Raw genomic sequence first — 21,744 nt, forward strand, 5'->3', positions numbered from 1 at the left:
GGATGAGAGGAAATCCCGCGTGTTATGGTGGCGCTTCAACCTGTCAGGACGCAGGCCATCGGTCCTGATTCCGCACCCTCTTTGCGGCGATGAATTGGCATGACCCGGCGTATTGCATTCGTCACGACAGCGCGCAGTGACTACAACACGATGTTTCCTGTCATGCGCATGGCGCAGCAGGATCCGGGCATCGAGGCGCTTATCTTCTGTGCCGCCATGCACCTCGTACCGGCGTTCGGCGAAACCTGGCGCCAACTCGAAGACGACGGTCTTGTCATCGCGGAAAAGGTCGATTTCCTGTCGGATAGCGACCGACCAGAGGATTTCTCGGCCGGTCTCGGCAAGGGGGTGGCGGCCTTTACTGCCGCGCTGGTACGTCAAGCGCCTGACATCGTCTGTGTCTCTGGCGACCGGCTCGAAAACCTTGCCTTGTTCGTTGCAACGACGACGCTGGGGATCCCTGTGGCGCATATGTGTGGGGGCGACATCACCGAGGGCGCGCTGGACAATCAGGTGCGCCATGTCATGACCAAATTATCGCATCTTCATTTCGTCTCCATGCCGGAGCATGCCCGGCGCGTGATCCAGATGGGAGAAGAACCCTGGCGGGTGACGCTGACGGGTGACGCGGCCATTGATGCCATCGTCGAGCAACCCAAACTGTCGCGCGCGGCGTTGAACGAGCGGATCGGTTTGACGGATGAGGCCCCGTTTTTTCTGTCAACCTTTCACCCGGAGACCCTGGGCGATGGACGGGCCGAAGAGCAGTATGCTTGTCTGCTAGACGCGCTTGCAGAGGTGCCGGAGCGGCCCGTCATGATGCGGCCCAACATTGACCCGGGGTTTCAGCCGCTGGTCAACATGCTCGATGCGTTTCAGTCCCGGCGTCCGGATGCCATCGTGCGGACCTCGTTTGACCGGGTCACATTCTATGCGCTGATGGCGCACGCGCGCTTTATGGTGGGCAATTCCTCTTCGGGCCTTTGGGAGGCACCGAGTTTCGAGCTGCCAGCGGTCAATGTCGGGGGACGGCAGGCTGGTCGTGTCCGGGGCCAGAATGTGCTGGACGTCTCGGGCACCGATCCGGGGCAGATGGCAGAGGCCTTGCAAAAAGCACGCTCCCCTGCCTTTCGCGAAGGTCTGAGCGGCATGAAAAACCCCTATGGGGACGGGCAGGCGTCGCGGCTGACCTTGGAAACACTCAAGTCCGTGCCCCTGGACAGCCGGTTGACCCTGAAAAAATTCCATGAGATCGACTTTGATGCGCTGGCTCTGGGCCTCGGTCTCAATGCGCGGGAGGATACATGATGGACGCCGTCTGGGAAGAGCTGCACGCCAGCAGACCGTGGGGAAAATATCCGGCGGAGACGCTCATTCGCCTTGCCATGCGCACCTACAGAACGCCGGAGATCCGAGCGCAGACCAAGGTATTGGAACTGGGCTGTGGGGCAGGGGCGAACCTGAGCTTTCTGCTGGCCGAGGGTTTCCAGACATACGGTCTGGACGGTGCACCCACTGCCATCGCCAAGGCCGAGGCCCGGCTGAGACCATTGGTGAAAGATGGGCAAACGCTTGATCTCAAGACCATGACCTTTGAAGAACTGCCGTCAGGGACAGAGCAGTTTGATTTGATCGTCGATCACTTCGCCATCTATGCCAATCCGCTGACGACGATTACCCAGACCTACGACAATGTTTACCGCATGCTGGCGGACGGTGGCCGGTTCTACGCAAGTGTCTGGGGGCGCCAGACGACAGGTGCTGACAGTGGCGTCATGATAGAGACCGCAACATCGCAGAACCCTACCTGTGGCCCGTGCAAGGAAATGGGTGTCTCGCACTTCTTTGATCGGCCAGAGATCGAACAGCTCTTTGCGGCATGGTCAGAACTGACCATCACCCGCCGTCTGACGGATGAGGCGAATGGCGACACGGTCGAGGAATTCATTATCTGGGCGCAGAAATAGATGGCGTCAGCTGACCCTATCCTGCAAAGCGCGTTGACCATCCTCGAAGCGGGGGCGAGCCTGTCGAAAGACCGCGTTGCGGGCGCGCCGTTGACGACCAAAAGATCCGGACCCCGGATACTTGACCCCGCGGTTGTTGACTTGCTGCGGGCTGGCGGGACACTTGACCGTGACATGCAGAAATCGCTGATCTTTGCATTGGATCTTCTGGCTGCAGGGGCTCCGGACAACGCGGGCTCCGGTATAGATAAGGAAGTCCAGCGGGTCGCGGGAAAACTCCGCGAAAGATACGCGCGCGCCTACAAGAGCTCTGCCTATAGCGATGCGGGCTAGCTGCTCTTTGTTGCCGCAAAGAACAGCTGGCCACGTGTCAGATTCTCACTGACATCGCCTGTCGCATAGTGCACGGCGACCGCCTTTATGATTGTCAAGCCCGCAGTCTGCAAAAGATCGCGCATCTCTGCCGGCGTAAAGAAGTGGCCGGATGCCGGAAAGTCAACGCCGTCGATGGCCCAGTTAAAGCGGATGTCCCCCCTTGCGTAGTCGGGTTTCACCGCGTCAATGATCCGTCGCCACACTGTCTTGAACGCGCCATAGCCCACGTAATGGCGGTTGTTGACATCGATGATCAACGTGCCGCCGGGTCGAAGCAGCGCGTGAAGCTCGGACAGAAGTGCGCGCCTGCTTTGCGTGTCTGGCAGGTGTCCCAGGACATTCCACAGGCACATAACCGTATCAAGCGGCGGCAGATCCTTTGACCAGTCGGGATCCTGTACTTGGAAAACCTGTTTTGCCAAGCCCAGGCTACGGCAGCGTGCGATCATCTCATTGCTGACATCTGCCTGATAGAAAGCATCGGGCGCGATCTGCTCGCAAAGGTTCGCGCCGCGGACGCCGTCTCCTGCACCATAGTCGAGCACGACGCCCGCACGACCGTTCAGCTGCTCGCAGACCAGCCTGTCAACAGCGCTGAGATAGTCCGACTTGGTCTCGCTGTAGGACCGGTACTTTTGCGCAAAGGCATCGTAGATCGTGGCGGCATCCGTGCTGGGCTCGGCGGGGCCTGTCATAGATCCGACCACTGGAAGGGTGCGTCGGTGTCCTTGTCCACTTTCAGGGTGCGTCCCAGCACACGGTTGAGATCAAAGGGCTCGATCCCGTTAAGTGGTCGTTTGAAGGCAATATCAGCTTCCGTCACCACATGACCTGCGCTGAGCGGGCGCCGCGCGACAATGCTCTTTCGGATCAGAGGCAGCTGCGGCAACTCCGAGGGCACGGGCACTTTGATGCCGGTACCCAAAGCGGACCGTGCGCCTTTCATCCCGTCGATCATCGCCGAAAGCTCCTCCGGCTCGATGGAGGCGCGGTGGTCAGGCCCTTCCATCGTGCGGTCCATGGTAAAATGTTTTTCGACCGCACAGGCCCCCAGAGCGGCTGCGGTGATTGGCGCCACGATCCCTTGCGTGTGGTCGGAATACCCAACCGGATAGCCGAACGCCTGATGCATCGTGTGCATTGCGCGCAGGTTTACCTCGTCCAGCGGCGCAGGGTATTCCGACACGCAATGCAGAATGACCAGATCGGGATCCGGGCGGGCCTCTTCGATCACCCTGACGGCGGCGGCGGCTTCTTCCAGTGTGCTGGCGCCCGTGGAGAGGATCATGCCAACACCGCTTTGTGCGATCTCTGCCAGAAACGGGTGGTGCGTCACTTCGGAAGAAGCGATCTTGACGGCGGCCACATCAAGACCTTTCAGCAGGAATTCAAGGCTCCTGCTCTCAAAGGCGGTGCAGAGAAACGGCATCTGCATCTGTCGGCAAAAGTCGCGCATCTCGGTCAGCTGATCGTGGGACAGCTCAAGTGCCTTGGCCATTTCCAACTGGCCCACTTCTGTGCCGGTTGTGTCCTTTTGGTAATTCGCTTTTTCGGCATGGATGGATATCTCCTCTTCGGAGATGAAAGCCTGAAACTTGACGATATCGCCGCCGCGGGATGCAATCTCGCGGACCATGCTGCGCGCAAGCTCAAGATCGCCATTGTGATTGACGCCAATCTCGATGATCGACACGGTCCGATCCCCGGTTGAGAAGTCGATGTCGATACTGTCAAAATTCATGATAGGGCCTTCATGTCTGCAAGCGGTACCTGGGGAAAAAGCTGGTTTCTCGGGGTTGGCCGAGCGCTGATGCCTCTCGCTGTTTGGTTGCCGCGGTGAGCGTGTCGTAGGTCTGTGTATCAAGGATGCGTTGGGTACTGAACAGTGGTTTTGTCTCTCCCGAGAACGCCCGCTTGAACGTAAACAGCGGGTCTTCGCCATCCGTGCGTCCTCCGCCCAGGTGAAACCAGCGGTATCCTGCGCCTTTTGCCCAGATCAGGCTGTCGAGCAGCAACAAGGAGGTGGCGTTCAACTGGCGGCTGTCGGGATCCGAGCAGGAAAAATGGTAATAGACCGTATCATACATATGGATATGAAACACTGATGCGGCGACCTCGCCGTCTTTCTCTGCGTGGAAAAGGCTGGTTCCGTCAAATCCAAGTGCGGCTGCGCAGTTGTGAAAGTAGTCATCCGGAAAATGCCAGAAGGCCCGCGCGCCCACGTTCTCCATGGTTTTCAGGTACATGACCTGGAACCGGGCGATGTCGGCCTCGCTCAGGTCGGAGGCCCGAACGACGAGCCCGGCTTTGCGCGCTGCAAGGGCGGCCTTGCGTTGCCGATCCTCGATGCGGCGCCAGATCTCTCCTAGGGACTGTGACAGGTCCACCACCACTACTTCCTTTCGGTAGGTGACGGGCTCGTTGGAGCTTAGCAGGACCTTTTGCGCATCGCCCAGCAGCGGATGCAGCAGGCAAAACTCGCTGATCGCTCCCAGTGACGTGGCCGACGCTTGCACGGCATCATCGAAACGGCCGAGGTCGTCCTCGGTGGGGCTGCCGATTGTCAGCGGGCCACCGTAGCCATAGACCGATGAAATGTCGCAATAGTCCGTCCCCGGAATGCCCTTTGAGACGATGGGTTTGCAGATCGTGCCGCCGGTCCCCTCGTAAACCAGCAGATGCGCGGTCTGATCGGGATAGGTCCGTTCGTAGATGCGCATATAGTCGGGGTGAAAGTGGATGTCGCGGCTGCCGTTTGGCAAAGCATCCAGCAACGAGATCCAGCGTTCGCGATCTGCCCCCGTCGTTGAAAGGTGAAAAGCGGTCATATTGAGTGTCACCTCACGCCGAAGGATGCCCGCGACATGGCCCATATGACAGGCTGTGCCATTCGGTGGTGATATACCGAACGCGGATCACTTGGCACTCAGGATGGCCAGAAAGGGTCAGTCGGTGTTGCATGAATGCTCAGGCGGGGTCGGGAAACGGACCCGACGGTTCTGTTTGATGCGCCGGTATGCCAAGGAAAAACCGCTGGGCCGTGACGGCGGCAAGAACGCATGTGGGGATCAAGGCCAGCGTGAGTGCGGACAGACCAAACATGCCCATCGCCAACGCGCCCAGCAAGACAAAACACAGCCGCAGTTCCAGCTGCGCTCGGAACCGGTACAGCGCGGCGCCCAAGCCTGCCACAGTCACAAGACAGATGAGACCCGATACCATCGTGAACTTGCCCGCCTTGAGGATGACGGCGCCGATGCCGTGTTGCAGCATGTTGATGACCGCACCCGGTCCTCCGCCAAAGAAGGCAAAGTTTTTGATCAACGCGCCGTAGATGTCCGCGTTGTAGAGCAGCAGGCAAAGTACCAGAGGTGCCAGACGCAGCAGGCGATTGATCAGGCCCCGGGCCATGACTGCGGCAGCGCAGGACAACAGTATGAGTGCCAGGAAGGCGGAAAAGAACGTACCGCTCGCAACCGACGTCAGAAGCAATCCGATCGCGGACCCGATAGCTACGAGATAGGGTTTCCGTTCAAGACTACCGAGATGGCTGGCCAGCAAGACAGCGTATCCGCAGTGGGCAAAGATCAATCGCCCCTCCATCATAGAAAAGATGCAAATGACCGGCAGCAGCGCCATCAAGCTGATCAGATGCAGTGCGTGACCGCTGCGATGGATGACCACTGCCGCCACTGACCAGGCCGACAGTGCTGCCAGCAGCGGGACGATTGCAGCGTAGAGCGTATCATACCCGATACCCATCTGCGCGCTGAGCCAGAACACCGGATATGTCAAAAAGAACCGCAACCGATGCGCCGAATAGTAGGTATTGGAGCCGCGCATTTCGACTGTGCCGTCCATCGGTTCGGGCGCAGGATCATGCCAGTTGGCAATGGTCCAGCCTTCTTCCCATAGGATCGTCACCTGCGACCACAATGCCGCGTTGACCCATCCACCAAGCACCGCGATGGCGTAGACTATCAGTGTGACAAGGCCCACGGCGGCGGGCGACCTCAGAAATTCTGATTGGGAATGCGTCATTTTTTTCTCGTGTACCAGTCTGTCCTCATATGGTTTCGATCTTGCCCTGTCCAGCCTGTCAAAGCCTTCGCGGCGTGCCAAACACCGTTCAAATACGGTTGCGCCGTCTTGCTTTGCGTTCTAGCTATAAGAGAAAAGTTGGTTTGTTGTTTTGATACGCTTTTTCGCCTTTTTCCGCAGTCTGCCACGCGGCGCCTCCTCCATCTCCATGCAATGGCTCCTGCTGCCGGTCCTGGGTAAGTTCTCGCCATTTCTTTTCCTGCTCCAAACGCCTTTGCTGCGAAGCAAAGGCGGCAAACCGCTTCCGGAAATCGCCGTCTTCCTGGCTGTCGCGGCTGTCTACACGATTTACATGGGCGTGCGCGCGCTCGCGGCTGGCGCCGAGGCAGAGGAGCCGATTGCGGAAAATCTGCCATTGATCATTGTGCCCGCGCTTGTGCTGTGGTGCGCCCGGGCGCCGCTTCGGCTGGATCTGGGGTGGGTATTTCGGGGAACCGTGGGGCTGCTGATCGCGATATTCTGTTTGGCAAGCTATGAGAAGTGGGCTTTGAACGTACTCAGGCCGGAGCTGCTGCTGGGCAATCCGCTCAACCTCGCACCCCTTCTGCTTGTACCCTGCATGCTGATGACCATCCGCGATTTGGCACCCTGTGAACGCTGGCGATGGGCCGGGCTGATCGGCTTTTGCCTGGGCGGATACGTTATTGGCGGGCTTGCCCAGTCGCGTGGTGTCTTTTTGGTTTTCGCAGGCCTTGTCGTGATCCGTCTGGCTTTTGAGGTTTGGTCACCGGCACCGATCCGTGAAAGAGTGAAGACCTGCACGGTGATCATTGCGGCCATGGGGCTGGTTGTCGCCTCGCTCGCCTTCAATCCGTCGGTGTCAACTCGCTATGTTGTCGCCGCGCAAAGCCTGTCGCAATCGTCTGCGCCCAGTTCGTCGGAGCCCGCGCCCGTCAAGGGCTGGTCCACCGGTTTGCGGATCGAAATGCTGGTCGAGGGCTGGCGCAAGTTCGAGGAGCGGCCCGTTCTTGGGCACGGTCCCCAGCATCGCTTTACATCGGTTTTTCCCCGCGATTCTTCGTTTCCGCTCCGTGCATCTCATTTGCATAACGACTTTCTGACCCATGCCGTGGGGGGGGGGCTGATCGGGGCGCTGCTGCTGTGCATCGTGCTCGCCATGCCGGCCGTCACGGGCTTCGCGCGCGCGGCTGGTCTGCCGCGCAGAATGGCGCATAACCGTCGGCAGATCGGCGCGCTTGCAAGTGCTGCGTTCTTTGGTGTGGCTGCCGTCAACAACGTCTTTTTCGTTTCTATCTCGACCTATACGACGACGCTCAGCCTGGTCATGGTCTTGCTCATCCAGGCGGCACTTCGAGAGACCGCCCCTGCGGCTGGGACCGCCGGGCCGATTGCACAGCGCGATCGAAATCTGTAGTTATGTGAATGTCAGGCCAGTTGGATTTCTGCATGTCGCTCGAACGGCACATTTTGCTCCCCAGTGCGACATTGCGTCAGGCGGTGGCGGCGCTGGAGACCTGTTCGGTCAAGCTTTGTGTTGTCGTGTCCGCGGATCGCCACGTGCTTCGGACGATGACGGATGGCGATGTTCGTCGCGCGCTGCTCAGCGGTCGGGATCTTGAAACGTTGGTGAGTGAACTCCCCGGGCGTCCGCCCGTGACGATGGCGCAAGGCACCGCTGCGACCCAGCTGATCGACCAGCTGAACGCGAACCAGATCGACGTGATCGTGCTGACTGATGAAGAGGGGCGGGTTGCCGGGCTCGCCGATCGTACCAGCCTGACCAAGACGCTGTTTCTGTCGCCACCACATATGGGTGAGGCGGAGGCAAACTATGTCCAGCTGGCCTTTGACGAGAACTTCCTGGCACCTGCGGGATCCAACCTCACCGCGTTTGAGGCAGCGCTGTGCGAGGTCTCCGGGCGGGCTCACGCGCTCGCGGTATCGTCGGGGACGGCAGGGCTGCATCTGGCGCTGAGGGTTTTGGATGTGGGTCCCGGGGATCAGATCTATGTCTCTGACCTGACATTTGTGGCATCGGCGCAGCCCATTCTGTATGAGCATGCAACGCCGGTACTGATCGATTCAGAACCGGAGAGCTGGAACATGTCGCCTCAGGCGCTCGGACGCAGGCTGGCACTCGATGCTGAACGCGACACCTTGCCCAAGGCGATCATCGTCGTGCATCTCTATGGGCAGTCCGCGGATATGGCTGCGATCATGGCGCTTGCTCAGAAGTATGACGTGCCGGTGATCGAAGATGCTGCCGAAAGCCTGGGCGCAACCTATGGCAATCGCGCTTCGGGTGCGCATGGGTTGATGAGCGTCTATTCGTTCAATGGCAATAAGATCATCACCACCTCCGGGGGCGGTGCGCTCGTATCGGACAGGGCGGATCTGATCAAACGCGCACAAAAGCTTGCCACACAGGGCAGGGATCCGGCGGATCATTACCAGCATTCCGAAATCGCGTATAACTACCGGATGTCAAATGTCCTTGCCGGGATCGGTCGGGGCCAGCTGGAGGTACTGGACAGCCGCGTTGCGGCTCGGCGTGCCGTTCACGACCGCTACGTGGAGGGCTTGGGCGACATCCCCGGCATCGGATTTCAACCGGAGTTGCCGGGCACACAGGGAAATCGGTGGCTGACGGTGCTGACACTTGATCCGGATCTGGTGCCCGTGCACGCCTACCAGCTGATGCGCTCCCTCAAGGCCAGCGGGATCGAAACCCGACCGGCATGGAAGCCCATGCAGATGCAGCCCCTGTTGCGCGACGCGGCGTTTGAACCTCACGGCATGGATGAGGCGATCAGTGTCAGTCTCTTTTTGCGGTCGCTTTGTTTGCCGTCCGGTTCTGCCATGACGCGGAGCGAACAGGACGGAGTGATCACCGCGATCCGCGATGTGCTGACAAAACGGGTGGCGGCATGACAACGGTGATCGGGTTCGGCGCGGCCCAGTCGAGGTTCGTCTCCTTGCTGGACGATGCCACCCGGCGTGCTGTTATCTCCGGTCACAATGCAGTCGCGTTGACCGGTGCGCTGGGGGATCTCGCCGTTCTGGGCCTGATGAGCCTGTATCGCAGCGAGCCGGTTCATACCTATGCAGCTGCCGATGATACCAACGCACGCGCTGCTGCATTACGCTTCGGTGCCCTGCATCAGGGGCTCTCGACAAAGGGCGCGGCACCCGAGGCTCTGCTGCGGACCCTGGCGGAACGCGCCGGGCAGGACGGTGTCAACGCGCTGACCGGCCACCGCCAGCCGTTGCTGCCGACCCCTCTGTCCGACCCAGAGATCGACGCGTTCTGGCGAACCCTGCCCCCTTCCATCGACCCCGCACATCTCACCCGCACGGCCTTGCTGCCGCTGCTGGGCCAGAAGATGACACAGGGAGCGTTGGTGTCTTGATTTTCACAGTCCCCGCTGCCCGCCACCACAGATCCGGCGATGCCTTGCCCATGCGGACCCGTGAATGATTGCCGCTTGCTGTCTGGGTATCTTGTCGTCACGTCAGGCCTTTACTATGGCATTGCCATGCTACGGCGATGAGTATGGCAACGGTTTACGCTGGATGCCCAAAGAACAAGGATAAGGTGCATGTGCGGGATCGCAGGGGTCATCGGCACCCCAAGATACACGACGGACGATGTGGCGCGCATGATCGACTGCATCACCTACCGCGGGCCGGATGATCAGGGCGCGGCCCAGATCGGCCCTGCGCTTCTGGGATATGCGCGGCTGGCGGTTGTGGATCTCAGCGATGGCGGCCAGCCGATGTCCAACACCGACGAGACGGTCTGGGCTGTTTTCAACGGCGAAATCTACAACTTTGTCGAACTGCGCGACGATCTGATCGCGCGGGGCTACCGCTTCAAATCACGCTGCGACACGGAGGTTCTGGTGCATCTGTGGCGCGAGAAAGGCGTGGCCATGCTGGATGATCTCATTGGCATGTTTACATTCTGCCTGTGGGATACCCGGCAGAACAAGGGCATATTGGCGCGGGATCGGCAAGGGGTAAAGCCTTGCTATATCATGGAGTTACCGGAGGGCGGTCTTGCCTTCGGGTCCGAGATTAAGTCGATCCTGTCGTTGCCGGGCGTCAACCCCGGTATTGATGACATCGGTCTCAATCTGATGCACAATTTCAACTACTGCCCGCCCCCACGCACCTGCTACACGGGCATCAGCCATCTTGATCCCGGCACCTATCTGGAGATCTTGCCGGATGGCACCTACACCCAGAACCGCTACTGGTCCTGGCCGATGGCGGAACCTGCGGAACCCTTGGGCCACGACGCCTTTGCGGCGCTTCTGGACGATGCCATGGAGCGGCAGATGCGGTTCGATGTGGAGGGGTGTCTCTTCCTTTCGGGGGGTGTGGACAGCTCCGTCATTGCCGCACATCTACACAAGCACTGGAACAGCCCGCGCATGCTGGCCTTCGGGTTGGACTGTCGTGAGGAAGGCTACGGAGAGTATCATCTGGCCGAACAGGCCGCCGGGCAATTCGATATGATCGACCTGCATCCGGTGCAGTACGATCATCGCATCGTGCCCGAGGATGTCGCCAAGGTGCTGCACCATGCGGATCAGCCACACGGGGATTTCTCCTTCTTCCTGATCAGAAAGCTGTCCGAAGCGGCGAGACAGGCGAATGCGACGGTGGTCTTTAATGGCGACGGACCGGATGAGGCGCTGTGCGGCTATGTGCATAACTATCACTTTGCGGCAGAGGATCCCGAGGCAGGGCTGCCCATTGAGGACTACTTCGACAGTATCTGCTTTATGCCTGACGCGTCGGCGGCCCGTGTCCTGACGCCAGAGTTTCGCAGCGTCCTTCCGAATCCGTCAGAGGTGTTGAGGGAAAAGCTGGAACCTTGGAAAGATCTCTCTGCCTTACAGCAGATTGTTGCGTGGGAATGCACGGCGCTTAATCCGGGCAATAATCTCATCAAGTCTGATCGCATGTCCTCCGCGCACTCAATCGAGAGCAGGCCCGTCTACTTCGACCATCGCATCACCGAAGCGCTGGTAAAGCTGCCAGCGGACAGCAAGCTGCGCGACGGTGTGGGCAAGCACTTTCTCAAGGAATTTGGTTTGCGGTACTTCAGCCGCGACTTGATGTTCCGGCGCAAGTCGATGCCCACCATGCCCATCGGGGAATGGATCAAGGGTCCGCTCGAAGACTGGGCCCGTGATACGCTGAACACACTCGACCCCGCGCGGTATAATGTGCCAGCCGTCCAAGCGATGCTGAGCGCGCATAAGGCAGGTGCGGCGAACCACACCAGAGAGCTGCGCACGATGTTGATGGCCGCGGCCTGGATGCAGAACACCGCAGCTGCGGCCTGAGCGAGGAAGATCATGACGGCACCCTCATCATATCCTGACGCTGTGGCGTCTTTTCCCCGTCAGACGCTGGCGTATAGGGTGAGGGTTCAACCGGGCGAAGGTGCCGTGCAGGGGGCGGCGCTCGCCAGCGCTGGCTCTGACCTGAAATGGGCTGAGCAGAATGTCTGATCCAATCGGTCCTCCAGACAAGGCGGTGCTGACGGGCCAGGTATCTGTCCTGCGGTTGGTCGGGGCTTTGGCATGACAGGAGGAGAGCCCCTTGACCTGTTGATGATCGTGGATGACCCCGCCATCGCGGGCTTTGTCGCGCGGCGCGGTGTGGACCGGCTGTTTGTTGATCTGGAGGTCATGGGCAAAGCCGAACGTCAGGGTCACCTCGATACAGTGCAATCCGTTCAGACCAGCGAAGTGGTCACCCGCATCCGGCAGAGCGCCCCCGAAGCGCATCTGCTGGTGCGGATCAATCCCCTGCACGGTGGTTCTGCTACGGAGATCGACGACGTATTGGCGCGGGGCGCCGACAGCATCATGCTGCCGATGTTTCACGACCGTGAGACGCTGGCGCGGTTCTTCGATCTGCTAAAGGGGCGGGCGGCAGCGGTGCCCTTGTTCGAGACCGTTGGTGCAGTTGACGCTCTGCCTGGATTGATCGGTGATCTGCCTCTGGAACGTCTGCACATCGGCCTCAACGATTTGCATCTGGAGAGGGGCGACCCGATGATCTTCACCCCACTGGCGCAGGGGCTGCTGGAGGAGGCAGCAACAGCGATGCGCGAGGGGGGTGTTGCTTTCGGCATCGGTGGCGTCGCCCGTGCGGGCGAAGGACATGTCCCGCCCGAACTGGTGTTGGGCGAGCACGTGCGTCTGGGCTCCACTGCGGCCATCTTGTCGCGTACCTTTCACCGACGCGCCGCAACGCTGGAAGCTCTTACCGGCGAAATGGATTTTGCGGCGGAGATCGGACGTCTGCGCCAGATCTACGCTGATTTTCAGGTGGCTGACGGGGCGCAGATTGATGCCAACCGTCTTGCCTTTCAAAGGGCTGTGGCCACCGCCTGACTTACTTCGCGCCGAAAGGAGGCACATGTCCCGCTCCCTACTTGCCGCCTCGACCTTCGTCAGCGTCGCTTTGCTGCTGAGCAGGGTGTCTGGCCTGATCCGCGAACAGGTGCTGGGCGCGCGTCTGGGTCTGAGTGCGGAGACCGACGCTGCCATTCTGATGCTGACGCTTCCAGACCTGCTCGTGGGACTGCTGTTGGCCGGTGGGTTCAGTGCAGCACTGGTTCCTGCGCTGACCAAGGTCGAACCGGTTGCCCGTATCGTGCTTATGCGCCGGGTCATGGGCTGGACTGCTGCCGGAGGTCTGTTGATCGCGGGTGCTCTCTTTTTGGCGGCGCCGCTGGTTCTGGCGGTGTTGGCGCCGGCTCTGGATCCCGGGTCGCTGGTTCATTTCCGCATGGGCTTTGCCGTGTCGCTCATGGCTCTGCCCATCGCCGCGGTGATCGGTGTGGCGACGGCGTATCTCAGCGCAGTGGGCAAATACACGGTGCCTGCGCTGAGTGTCCTGGCCTTCAACGTCGCGCTTGCGGGCTACTTTCTCGTGGGGCTCAGCGCAGGCGCTGTGAATTTCGCCGTTTTCGGGGGCGTGATCCTCGCAGCTTGCGCGTTGCGGCTCGCAGTGCAGTTCAGCCGCATGACGGAGGTCTTGCGCCCTCCATCGGAGGACCACGTCTTTGCTGCCGGGTTCCGCGCGCTCTTTGCTCAGGGTGTCTTTGCCTACGCGCTGATCGTTGGGATTCCGGTGCTCTTCCGCTCGCTTTATGCGTCGGGCGGGCCGGGTGATCTGGCCGCCTTCAATTACGCGCTCCGGGTGTTTGAACTGCCCGCCGGTATCCTCATCGCACCGATCGTGGTCGTGTTCCTGCCCCTTCTCTCTGCCCTGCCCGGCCCGGATGATCCGGTGTTTCGGGACAGGACGGATCTGGCGATGCGCGTGGCCTTCGCTGTCGGGTTGATCGCAGCGCTGATCGCCGGGCTTTTTGCACAGCCCATCGTCACCGTGCTCTTTGGTTTTGGCGAAATGGGTACAAGCGGTGCTGATCAGATTGCCGTCGTTCTGCAAAAACTGGCTGTCGCCATCCCGTTCTTTGCGGTGTTTCAGGTGATGGCGACAGCACTCAATGCCAGCGGCCGGACGCGTCTGGTTCTGGCGGCCACGCTCGGGGGTCTTGCGGTCTCCCTCGCGGCCTATGTGGTGCTAAGCTTTGGGTTTGGCTTGGGGGTCACCTCCGCGGCCGAGCTTGGGTTTGTCAGCTACCATATCTCGGCCTGCTGCTTTGCGATCCTTGCTGTCCGAGGCGCGCTTGGGCTGGGTCGAACCCTGGTTCAGCTGGCACCGACCGTCTGTGTGACGGTACCCTTTGCGGTTGCCGTGGTGACGTTGAACCCGTGGCTGACCCGTGACGAGGTTTCGCTGTGGGAAGTGGTCCCGATCGTGCTGCTGGGACTGTGTCTCTTGGTACTTCACGCCCCGCTTCTGATCCGGCTCGCGCAGCTGCGCGACACAAGACGGATGTCCTAGACGCCGCTTCGGTTCAGCACCTTGCGGAAGGTTCCGACGAGGATACTGAGATAAAGCGCAAAACTGCGGCGGCGGACCCATTCGAGATCCCGCTCTGTGCGCACGCCGGGTATGCCGTTGGCGCGCGGGTCGATTTGCGCCAAACCGGTGATCCCGGGCCGCAGGACATGACGCAGGTGCCATTCCTCCGCCGTATAATCGGCCCGCTGCACGGGTACATCCGGACGCACGCCGACCATGGACATATCGCCTTTGAGGACGTTGAGGATTTGCGGCAGCTCATCCAGATGGGTCTTGCGGAGAAACCGGCCAACCCTGGTGATGCGCGGGTCGTTGGCGCTGGCAGTCTGAAACCGCGCACGCTCGGCCGCCAGATCATCGGTGCTGGTTGCATCACCCGACACGCGTGCGGGATCGGCGTACATTGTCCGGAACTTGAGCATCGGAAAAGGTTCTGTGCCGCGTCCGACCCGCGTCTGACGAAAGAACACCGGGCCAGCATCATCCAGTTTGATGGCGATTGTCACCACGCACAACACCAGCAGGGTAACCGGCAGAAAAAGCATGCAGATCAACAGATCGGCAAGGCGCATCAGCAGATCACCAAAGGTGGGTGCGTCGATTTTGTCGTCGGTCACAGCATCGTTCCGTATCGCTTCCGGTGCGCGCTGCGCACCTCTGGTGTCGTCCCTTGCGCGAATGGAGATTGATTCACAAGTCCCTGATACGCGGACCGTGGTCAGGTGTACCTAAAAAGCGCGCCCGAGCCTGTGTGAAAACAGCCTATGCCCGCACGACGTTCGGCGCCGCGTCCCGGTATTTGCCCCGGCTGTCGATGATCAGCACTGCATGCTCAAGGATCAAACCGTAGTCAAAGGCGTCGTGGTCTGTCGTGAGTACCACCGCGTCGGCGGCGGCAAGCCGCGCCGCCGAAATCTCCTCGCTGACCAGATCGAAGCTATGTGCCCGCATCTGCGGGAACCGCGGCACATGCGGATCGCTGTAGGAGACGCGGCCTCCGTGCTCGCGGACCAGCTCCATCAATTGCACCGCGGGGCTTTCGCGCACGTCGTCCACGTTCTTTTTGTAGCTGATGCCGAGAAAGAGGATATCCACGCCCGCCAGCGGCTTGCTCCGGTCATTCAGCGCGCGGATAAGCTTGCCCAGCACGTAGTCAGGCATGCGCTGATTGATCTCGCCCGCCAGTTCGATGAACCGCGTGTGCAACCCGTATTCCCGCGCCTTCCAGGTCAGATAAAACGGATCAATGGGGATGCAGTGGCCGCCCAGCCCCGGTCCCGGGTAATAGGCGGAAAACCCGAAAGGTTTCGTCGCCGCGGCATCGACAACCTCGAAGATGTCGATGCCCATCCGGTCGGCGACGATCTTCATCTCATTCACAAGGCCGATGTTCACGGCCCTCTGGATGTTCTCCAGCAGTTTCGTCATCTCCGCCGCCTTGGTGGAGCTGACCGGCACGACCCGGTCGATGGCCGCCGTGTAAAGCGCCGTGCCGACCTCCAGACAGGCCGACGTATGGCCACCGACGATCTTGGGGATGCTGGCCGTGTTGAAATCCGCGTTTCCGGGATCCTCCCGCTCCGGCGAGTAAACAATGTAGATATCCTGTCCTGCCACCAAGCCTCCGGCGGTCACGCGCGGCAGGATCTCCTCTTCTGTCGTGCCGGGATAGGTCGTGCTCTCCAAGGAAACAACCTGTCCCGCCCGAAGGTAGGGCGCAATTGCGTCACAGGTCTGCGTCACATAGCTCAGATCCGGCTCGCGATATTTATTGAGCGGCGTCGGCACACACATGATGATCGCATCTGCTTGCGTGATCCGCGAGATGTCGGTGGTGCAGGTCAGGCCACGCGCGATGGCCGCGGCCATATCCGCATCCGCGATGTGCTCGATGGAGGAATGGCCCGCGTTCAGCTCTGCGACCCGGTCGGCGTTGATGTCGAAACCGAGCACGCGAAAGCCCACATTCACATACCGCAGCGCCAATGGCTGACCGACATAGCCCATGCCGACGATGCCGATCACCGCCTCGCGCCGGTCGAGTTTGCTGAGAAGGGTCTGGGTCATGCGGATCAGCCGATAGGGGTGCAGCTTTCTGTTGTAAAGGACTGCGCACAGATCACATCAGGCAAAGCTCAACTGGACTTTCAGCGCCCTGCTCCGGTCGGCTGCCAGTTCAAACGCATCGACGCACTGACCGAACGGCAGTGAATGAGTGATCAGCGGCCGCACGTCAAGCCGCCCCGACCGCATCATCTCCACCGCCGTGAAGAACTCCGCGTGAAAGCGGAAAGACCCGCGCATCTGCAGCTCCTTGGCTGTCATGGCCTGAACGGGCAGGGTCATGTCACCGCCCAGACCCAGCTGCACGATGGTGCCCCGGGGGCGCAGGATGGGCACAGCTGCGGCCAGCGCCGAGGCGACACCGCTGCATTCAAAGAGCACATCGAAATACCCCTTGTCCGCTTTGTAGGTGTCCAGCGCGGCGGCATCCGTCATCACGTTGATGCCGCGATCTGCGCCAACCTCCTGCGCTTTCTGAAGGGTGAAATCAGCGATGTCGGTCGCCACGACCTCGATGGCGCCAGCCTGACGGGCCGCCAGCACGGCCAGCAGACCGATAGGCCCGCAACCGGTTACCAGCACGCGCTTGCCCATCAGATCTCCCGCGAGGCGCGCGGCATGGAGCACGACGGAAAGCGGCTCTGCGGTAGCCGCTTCCGCCGGTGTCAGATCGCCTGCCGGGGCACATTGGGCGGCGTCCGCGGTGATGTATTCCCGAAAGGCTCCCTGAATATGCGGGAACGGCATGGCAGAGCCGTAAAACCGCATGTCAAGGCAATGGTTCTGCATCCCTTCCATGCAGAACCGGCAGGTACCACAGGGCCGCGACGGCGAGAGCGCCACCAGATCCCCTACCGACAGCCCACTGACACCAGCGCCGAGGGCCGTGATATGTCCCGCGACCTCATGACCAAGGATCATCGGCTCTTTCAGCTGGATCGTTCCGATCCCGCCGTGATTGTAGTAGTGCAGGTCAGACCCGCAGATCCCGCCAGCGGCGATTTTCACCAGAACCTGACCGGCCCCCGGTTCGGGCATGTCCCGGTCTTCGATCCTCAGATCCTTGGCGGCATGTGCGACGATGGTTTTCATCCTGAACCTCAGCAAACAGGGGACAGCAGGTCGTTGCCTGCAAAATGAGCGGACGGGTTGTCTCGCAAGAGTTGGCCCATCGCCTTTCGTATCTGAACCGTATCTGATGCGTGGTGCGGCTGCAAAAGAACGTTTTCGAGATCGACGAAGCGCGATGTTGATGCCTTGGCCCCTCGGCCCCCGATATGCCGCGGTTGCGCGCAAGCTGCGAGGGTGGCGAAGAGACAATCCGCGCCCCGGGCCGGTTCGATGGCATCTGCTTCAAACAGCCGGCAGGGAGCATCATCCTCTGGCGCCCTGTCGTGGTATACGATGTCCATCCCGAAGCCGGTCAAACGCCTTCCCACCTCAAATCCGATCCGGCCAAGGATCCTGACCTTGACGCCAAAGACGTACTGTTCCAGCGGGTAGGCGGTGCCGTCTGCGGCATCGAAAGATTTCCATGACGCGAAAACCCCGTCCGAGCGATCCTTGATCCCGGTCCGGATAGGTTCCAGTCCGCAGGACGGCAGGTTTTGACATGCGGTCCTCCCTTCGGTCCCGCTGTGCGGTTTCTGTTCGCATCGGCAATTGTTATCCGTAACATCCCTCGGACGGTAGCGGTCACGCGTGGCGCTGACAAGGGCCAAACAGCGATGTTGACAAGCTTTGTTATCCGTAACATGTTATCCGTAACGGTATCTGCGCAGTCGCCGCACTCACGCGGAAGGCTGCTGTTCTGGGAGGGGCGACATGGCCGATCTTTTTTCGTTGAGAGGGCGCACGGCTATGATCACGGGATCATCGCAGGGCATCGGGTTTGCACTGGCCCGGGGGCTGGCCGAGGCAGGTGCCGTGATCGTCCTGAACGGTCGCAACGAGACCAAGCTGCAAGAGGCTGCACAGACGCTGAGTGCCGAAGGGGCAACCGTGCACACGCTGGCCTTTGACGCGACAGATCACGACGCGGTGCGCGCCGCCGTCGACGGGTTCGAGAGCGACAAGGGCGCCATCGACATCCTGGTGAACAATGCAGGCATGCAGCATCGCACCGAGCTTGAGAATTTCCCCGCCGACGCTTTTGAGCGGTTGTTGCAGACCAATATCGCCAGTGTCTTTCACGTGGGCCAGGCCGTCGCGCGGCACATGATCGGGCGCGGCGCAGGCAAGATCATCAATATCGCTTCCGTTCAGACCGCCCTGGCACGGCCCGGCATTGCGCCTTACACGGCGACCAAGGGTGCTGTCGGCAATCTCACCAAGGGCATGGCAACCGATTGGGCCAAGCACGGGCTGCAATGCAATGCCATCGCACCGGGATACTTTGACACGCCGCTGAACGCCGCTTTGGTCGCGGATGCCGAGTTCTCCGCCTGGCTGGAAAAACGCACACCCGCTGGCCGCTGGGGCAATGTCGAAGAGCTGGTCGGCGCCTGCGTCTTCCTCTCGGCGCCCGCGTCGAGCTTTGTGAACGGCCACACGCTCTTTGTTGACGGTGGCATTACGGCGTCGCTGTGATGCCCTGCTACGTGCTCATGGGTGTTTCCGGATGTGGCAAGTCCTCGGTGGGGGAGGCACTCTCTGCCCGCTGCCAGATTGACTTTATCGACGGTGACGATCTGCATCCGCCCGCCAATATCGCGAAGATGTCCAGCGGTGAACCGCTGGACGATGCGGATCGCGCGCCCTGGCTCGCTGCCGTGGGTCAGGCGCTGGCACAGCACCATGGGCCCGCGATCATAGGGTGTTCCGCGCTGAAGCGCAGATACCGCGATTGGATCCGGCAGGAGGTGAGCGAACCGCTGCATTTCCTGCATCTGGATGCCGCGCGCGACGTCTTGGCAGAGCGGGTGCAGGAGCGGCGGGATCATTTCATGCCGACCTCCCTGCTCGACAGCCAATTTGCAGCACTTGAACCGCTGCAGCGGGACGAATTGGGCGCGGCCATCGACATCTCCAGACCGCTCGACGCGGTGATCCGCGAATCAGAGGCCTATGTGAAGGGAACGATGACATGAGTGAACGGATTGCACTGATCGGCGCGGGGGCGATGGGCGGCGCCATCGGCACGCGGCTGCTGGAGACCGGCAACAGCCTCGCCGTCTTTGACCTCGATGCAGAGAAAATGGCGGAGCTGGTGGCCAAAGGGGCCACGGCCGCGACGTCGGCGGCGGAAGCCGCCAGCCAAGCGGATTTCGTGATCACCAGCCTCAATGCCTCCGGCATTGTCGGGCGTGCGGCCTTTGGCGAGAATGGTATCGCCGATGGCGCAAAACCGGGGACCGTGATCATCGACATGTCGTCCATCGAGCCCGATGAGACACGCAAATTTGCCGAGATGGCAGCAGAGCGGGGCCTGGCCTGGGTTGACAGCCCGCTGTCGGGCGGCGCGCCCAAGGCGCTGGTCGGAGAGCTGACCTTGATGGCTGGCGGCACCGCCGAGAACGTGGAAAAGGCGCATCAGGCGCTGCGACACGTGGCCAGCAACTACACGCATATGGGGCCGTCGGGCGCCGGGCAGACCACCAAGCTGATCAATCAGGTGCTATGTGGTCTGGGTTTTCTGGCGGTGGCAGAGGCCACGCAACTGGCGCTCGACGCAGGCGTCGATGCACAGAAGATACCGCAAGCGCTGCGCGGCGGACGGGCAGACAGCGCGCTCTTGCAGGAGTATCTGCCGCGTTTTGCCACCAAGGACTACCGCCGCACCGGTCGGATCGACAATATGGTCAAGGATCTGAATGCGGTGAACGATCTGGCGCGGCAGACTGGCACCTCCATGCCCATGACAGCGCTTTGCGCAGAGATCCATCGGATGCTGACCGCGGCCGGTCTGGGGGGTGAAGATCAGGCCGCCGTCATGGAATTTTTCAACGGCGCGAAACAGGAGTTCGACACATGATTACCCGATTTGCTCTTTTTGAAGGGACCGTTAAACCCGGCCAGACCGACGCATTCCGTGCCGCCGTACAGGCGCGTCTGGTCCCGCTCTGGACGCAGTTCCCCGGCAATACCGATGTGCGTGTCATGTTCAGCGATGACCGCGACGAAGGCGCCCCGGAATTTCCCCTGATCCTCGCGATCAGCTACCCGGACAAGGACGTGATGACCGCGGCCCTCGACAGCCCCGCTCGGTTCCAGTCAAAGGAGGTCACGGGCGAGATCGTTGCGGAGTTCTTTGACGGTCGGATCCACCATCACGTAACCGAACGCCACGAATACGCGGCCTGACCTGATATGAATACGCGCGTCACAATGCGGGATCTGGCACGGGAGGTCGGCATGTCGCCGATGACCGTGTCGCGCGCGCTGCGTGACGACAAGACTGTCAGCGAAGCGACCCGGACCAGGATCCGGCAAGTCGCCAGTCAGCTTGGCTATGTCTACGACACCACCGCGCAGGCCTTTCGCACGCAAAAGAGCGGCTTTGTGGCGATCACCCTGCCATCCATCAACAACGCCAACTTCGCCCAGACATTTCGCGCGCTGTCGGACGGGCTGGCGGGCACGGGCAATCAGTTGCTGCTGGGCAGTACCAACTACCAGGTGGGCAAGGAAGAAGAGCACGTCCGCCAGCTTTTTTCCCGCAATCCCGAAGCGCTGGTGCTGACCGGCGGGTATCACACGGATAACACCCGGCAACTGGTCGCCGCACGCGGGTTGCCGGTGATCGAGATGTGGGATCTGCCCGCGGCACCGCTGGGTCATGCAGTGGGGTTTTCCAATGCCCATGCAATGACCGCCGTGGTGCGGCATCTGGCGGAGACCGGGCGGCGCAAGCTGGCCTTTGTCGGCGCCTCGGATGGTGCGGACATGCGCGGGGCCGCGCGGCGTCAGGGGGTGCTGGAGACCGCACGCACGCTCGGCCTGCCGGAGGTTGCCCTGCTCGACGCTGGCCCTGCGCCGGTCTCCATGCGGCACGGCGCCGGTGTCGTCGCGCAACTTGGCGCCGATGTGGCGCAGTACGATGCGCTGGTCTGCGTGTCGGATCCGGTGGCTTTCGGGTGTCTTAGCGCCTGCCAGCGGTTGGGGATCCGCGTGCCTGAGGATCTGGCTATCACCGGGTTTGGCTGTTTTGAGGTGTCCGAGGTGGCCAATCCACGTATCACCACGGTGAACGTGAACGCGCACAAGATCGGCGAACAGGTTGTCGCGGTCTTGCGCGATATTCTCGAACAGCCCGAGGAGTTGGAGCCGCGTCTCATCGACGTGGGCTCGGAGCTGGTGCCGGGGGAGACCAGCTAGG

At 61.1% G+C, this 21,744-nt stretch carries 22 protein-coding genes; 14 read left to right on the forward strand and 8 right to left on the reverse strand.

Translation table 11 applies throughout. The features are described 5' to 3' along the window. The first annotated feature begins 99 nt into the window (after nt 1–99). The 3 genes from neuC to Q1A53_RS15985 are packed head-to-tail and all read left to right on the forward strand — an operon-like array spanning nt 100 to nt 2,300. Nucleotides 100–1,308, forward strand: coding sequence for a UDP-N-acetylglucosamine 2-epimerase (neuC, locus tag Q1A53_RS15975; RefSeq protein ID WP_299968636.1), 1,209 nt, complete (start codon nt 100–102; stop codon nt 1,306–1,308). Then, nucleotides 1,305–1,967, forward strand: coding sequence for a class I SAM-dependent methyltransferase (locus Q1A53_RS15980; protein ID WP_299968637.1), 663 nt, complete (start codon nt 1,305–1,307; stop codon nt 1,965–1,967). The genes neuC and Q1A53_RS15980 overlap by 4 nt, the downstream gene beginning before the upstream one ends. Beyond that, entirely contained in the window at nt 1,968–2,300 is a 333-nt protein-coding gene (locus tag Q1A53_RS15985; protein WP_299968638.1) for a hypothetical protein, read from the forward strand. On the opposite strand, the gene Q1A53_RS15990 is transcribed toward Q1A53_RS15985, so the two are convergent. The 4 genes from Q1A53_RS15990 to Q1A53_RS16005 form a co-directional block, all read right to left on the reverse strand. Beyond that, nucleotides 2,297–3,037: a methyltransferase domain-containing protein gene (locus Q1A53_RS15990; RefSeq protein ID WP_299968639.1), complete on the reverse strand. Its 741-nt coding sequence runs from the start codon at nt 3,035–3,037 to the stop codon at nt 2,297–2,299. The two genes, Q1A53_RS15985 and Q1A53_RS15990, sit on opposite strands and share 4 nt — an antisense overlap. Next, a complete protein-coding gene (locus Q1A53_RS15995; protein WP_299968640.1) occupies nt 3,034–4,083 on the reverse strand; it encodes an N-acetylneuraminate synthase family protein in 1,050 nt (349 codons plus the stop codon). Before Q1A53_RS15995 ends, Q1A53_RS15990 begins: the two co-directional genes overlap by 4 nt. 10 nt (nt 4,084–4,093) lie before the next feature. After that, nucleotides 4,094–5,170 carry a GNAT family N-acetyltransferase gene (locus Q1A53_RS16000; RefSeq protein WP_299968641.1) on the reverse strand — a complete coding sequence of 359 codons (1,077 nt, stop codon included), beginning with the start codon at nt 5,168–5,170 and terminating at the stop codon, nt 4,094–4,096. Between the two features lie 139 nt (nt 5,171–5,309). After that, on the reverse strand, nt 5,310–6,341 hold the full coding sequence (locus Q1A53_RS16005) for a hypothetical protein (protein ID WP_299968642.1): 1,032 nt from the start codon (nt 6,339–6,341) through the stop codon (nt 5,310–5,312). Nucleotides 6,342–6,534: 193 nt separating this feature from the next. Between Q1A53_RS16005 and Q1A53_RS16010 the strand changes: the two genes are divergently transcribed. The 6 genes from Q1A53_RS16010 (at nt 6,535) to Q1A53_RS16035 (ending at nt 14,342) form a co-directional block, all read left to right on the forward strand. Then, a complete protein-coding gene (locus Q1A53_RS16010) occupies nt 6,535–7,818 on the forward strand; it encodes an O-antigen ligase family protein (RefSeq protein ID WP_299968643.1) in 1,284 nt (427 codons plus the stop codon). A gap of 8 nt (nt 7,819–7,826) precedes the next feature. Beyond that, on the forward strand, nt 7,827–9,335 hold the full coding sequence (locus Q1A53_RS16015) for an aminotransferase class I/II-fold pyridoxal phosphate-dependent enzyme (RefSeq protein ID WP_299968644.1): 1,509 nt from the start codon (nt 7,827–7,829) through the stop codon (nt 9,333–9,335). Further along, nucleotides 9,332–9,814: a hypothetical protein gene (locus tag Q1A53_RS16020; RefSeq protein ID WP_299968645.1), complete on the forward strand. Its 483-nt coding sequence runs from the start codon at nt 9,332–9,334 to the stop codon at nt 9,812–9,814. Before Q1A53_RS16015 ends, Q1A53_RS16020 begins: the two co-directional genes overlap by 4 nt. A 189-nt stretch (nt 9,815–10,003) precedes the next feature. Continuing rightward, nucleotides 10,004–11,761: an asparagine synthase (glutamine-hydrolyzing) gene (gene asnB / locus Q1A53_RS16025; protein WP_299968646.1), complete on the forward strand. Its 1,758-nt coding sequence runs from the start codon at nt 10,004–10,006 to the stop codon at nt 11,759–11,761. Between the two features lie 240 nt (nt 11,762–12,001). Further along, entirely contained in the window at nt 12,002–12,820 is an 819-nt protein-coding gene (locus tag Q1A53_RS16030) for a hypothetical protein (protein ID WP_299968647.1), read from the forward strand. A 25-nt stretch (nt 12,821–12,845) separates the two neighbouring features. After that, nucleotides 12,846–14,342, forward strand: a complete 1,497-nt coding sequence (locus tag Q1A53_RS16035; RefSeq protein ID WP_299968648.1) for a lipid II flippase MurJ — start codon at nt 12,846–12,848, stop codon at nt 14,340–14,342. On the opposite strand, the gene Q1A53_RS16040 is transcribed toward Q1A53_RS16035, so the two are convergent. The 4 genes from Q1A53_RS16040 to Q1A53_RS16055 all read right to left on the reverse strand — a co-directional run bounded on the left by Q1A53_RS16040 (nt 14,339) and on the right by Q1A53_RS16055 (nt 18,148). Then, nucleotides 14,339–14,980: a sugar transferase gene (locus Q1A53_RS16040; protein WP_299968649.1), complete on the reverse strand. Its 642-nt coding sequence runs from the start codon at nt 14,978–14,980 to the stop codon at nt 14,339–14,341. The genes Q1A53_RS16035 and Q1A53_RS16040 overlap by 4 nt on opposite strands. A gap of 145 nt (nt 14,981–15,125) precedes the next feature. Then, nucleotides 15,126–16,430 carry a nucleotide sugar dehydrogenase gene (locus Q1A53_RS16045; protein ID WP_299968650.1) on the reverse strand — a complete coding sequence of 435 codons (1,305 nt, stop codon included), beginning with the start codon at nt 16,428–16,430 and terminating at the stop codon, nt 15,126–15,128. Nucleotides 16,431–16,487: 57 nt separating this feature from the next. Further along, the gene (locus Q1A53_RS16050; protein ID WP_299968651.1) at nt 16,488–17,519 is read right to left on the reverse strand and encodes an L-idonate 5-dehydrogenase; all 1,032 of its coding nucleotides are present in this window, start codon (nt 17,517–17,519) and stop codon (nt 16,488–16,490) included. 8 nt (nt 17,520–17,527) lie between these two features. Next, nucleotides 17,528–18,148: a hypothetical protein gene (locus tag Q1A53_RS16055; protein ID WP_299968652.1), complete on the reverse strand. Its 621-nt coding sequence runs from the start codon at nt 18,146–18,148 to the stop codon at nt 17,528–17,530. A 103-nt stretch (nt 18,149–18,251) separates the two neighbouring features. Between Q1A53_RS16055 and Q1A53_RS16060 the strand changes: the two genes are divergently transcribed. The 5 genes from Q1A53_RS16060 to Q1A53_RS16080 are packed head-to-tail and all read left to right on the forward strand — an operon-like array spanning nt 18,252 to nt 21,743. Continuing rightward, nucleotides 18,252–19,016 carry an SDR family oxidoreductase gene (locus Q1A53_RS16060; protein ID WP_299968653.1) on the forward strand — a complete coding sequence of 255 codons (765 nt, stop codon included), beginning with the start codon at nt 18,252–18,254 and terminating at the stop codon, nt 19,014–19,016. Continuing rightward, the gene (locus tag Q1A53_RS16065) at nt 19,016–19,516 is read left to right on the forward strand and encodes a gluconokinase (RefSeq protein ID WP_299968654.1); all 501 of its coding nucleotides are present in this window, start codon (nt 19,016–19,018) and stop codon (nt 19,514–19,516) included. The genes Q1A53_RS16060 and Q1A53_RS16065 overlap by 1 nt, the downstream gene beginning before the upstream one ends. Further along, a complete protein-coding gene (locus Q1A53_RS16070) occupies nt 19,513–20,400 on the forward strand; it encodes an NAD(P)-dependent oxidoreductase (RefSeq protein ID WP_299968655.1) in 888 nt (295 codons plus the stop codon). The genes Q1A53_RS16065 and Q1A53_RS16070 overlap by 4 nt, the downstream gene beginning before the upstream one ends. After that, complete coding sequence (locus Q1A53_RS16075; RefSeq protein WP_299968656.1) at nt 20,397–20,729, forward strand: hypothetical protein; 333 nt, start codon at nt 20,397–20,399, stop codon at nt 20,727–20,729. Before Q1A53_RS16070 ends, Q1A53_RS16075 begins: the two co-directional genes overlap by 4 nt. A 6-nt stretch (nt 20,730–20,735) precedes the next feature. Further along, entirely contained in the window at nt 20,736–21,743 is a 1,008-nt protein-coding gene (locus Q1A53_RS16080; protein ID WP_299968657.1) for a LacI family DNA-binding transcriptional regulator, read from the forward strand. Nucleotide 21,744 lies beyond the last annotated feature (1 nt).

The sequence above is a fragment of the uncultured Roseobacter sp. genome (assembly GCF_947496515.1).
Classification (GTDB): Bacteria; Pseudomonadota; Alphaproteobacteria; order Rhodobacterales; family Rhodobacteraceae; genus Roseobacter.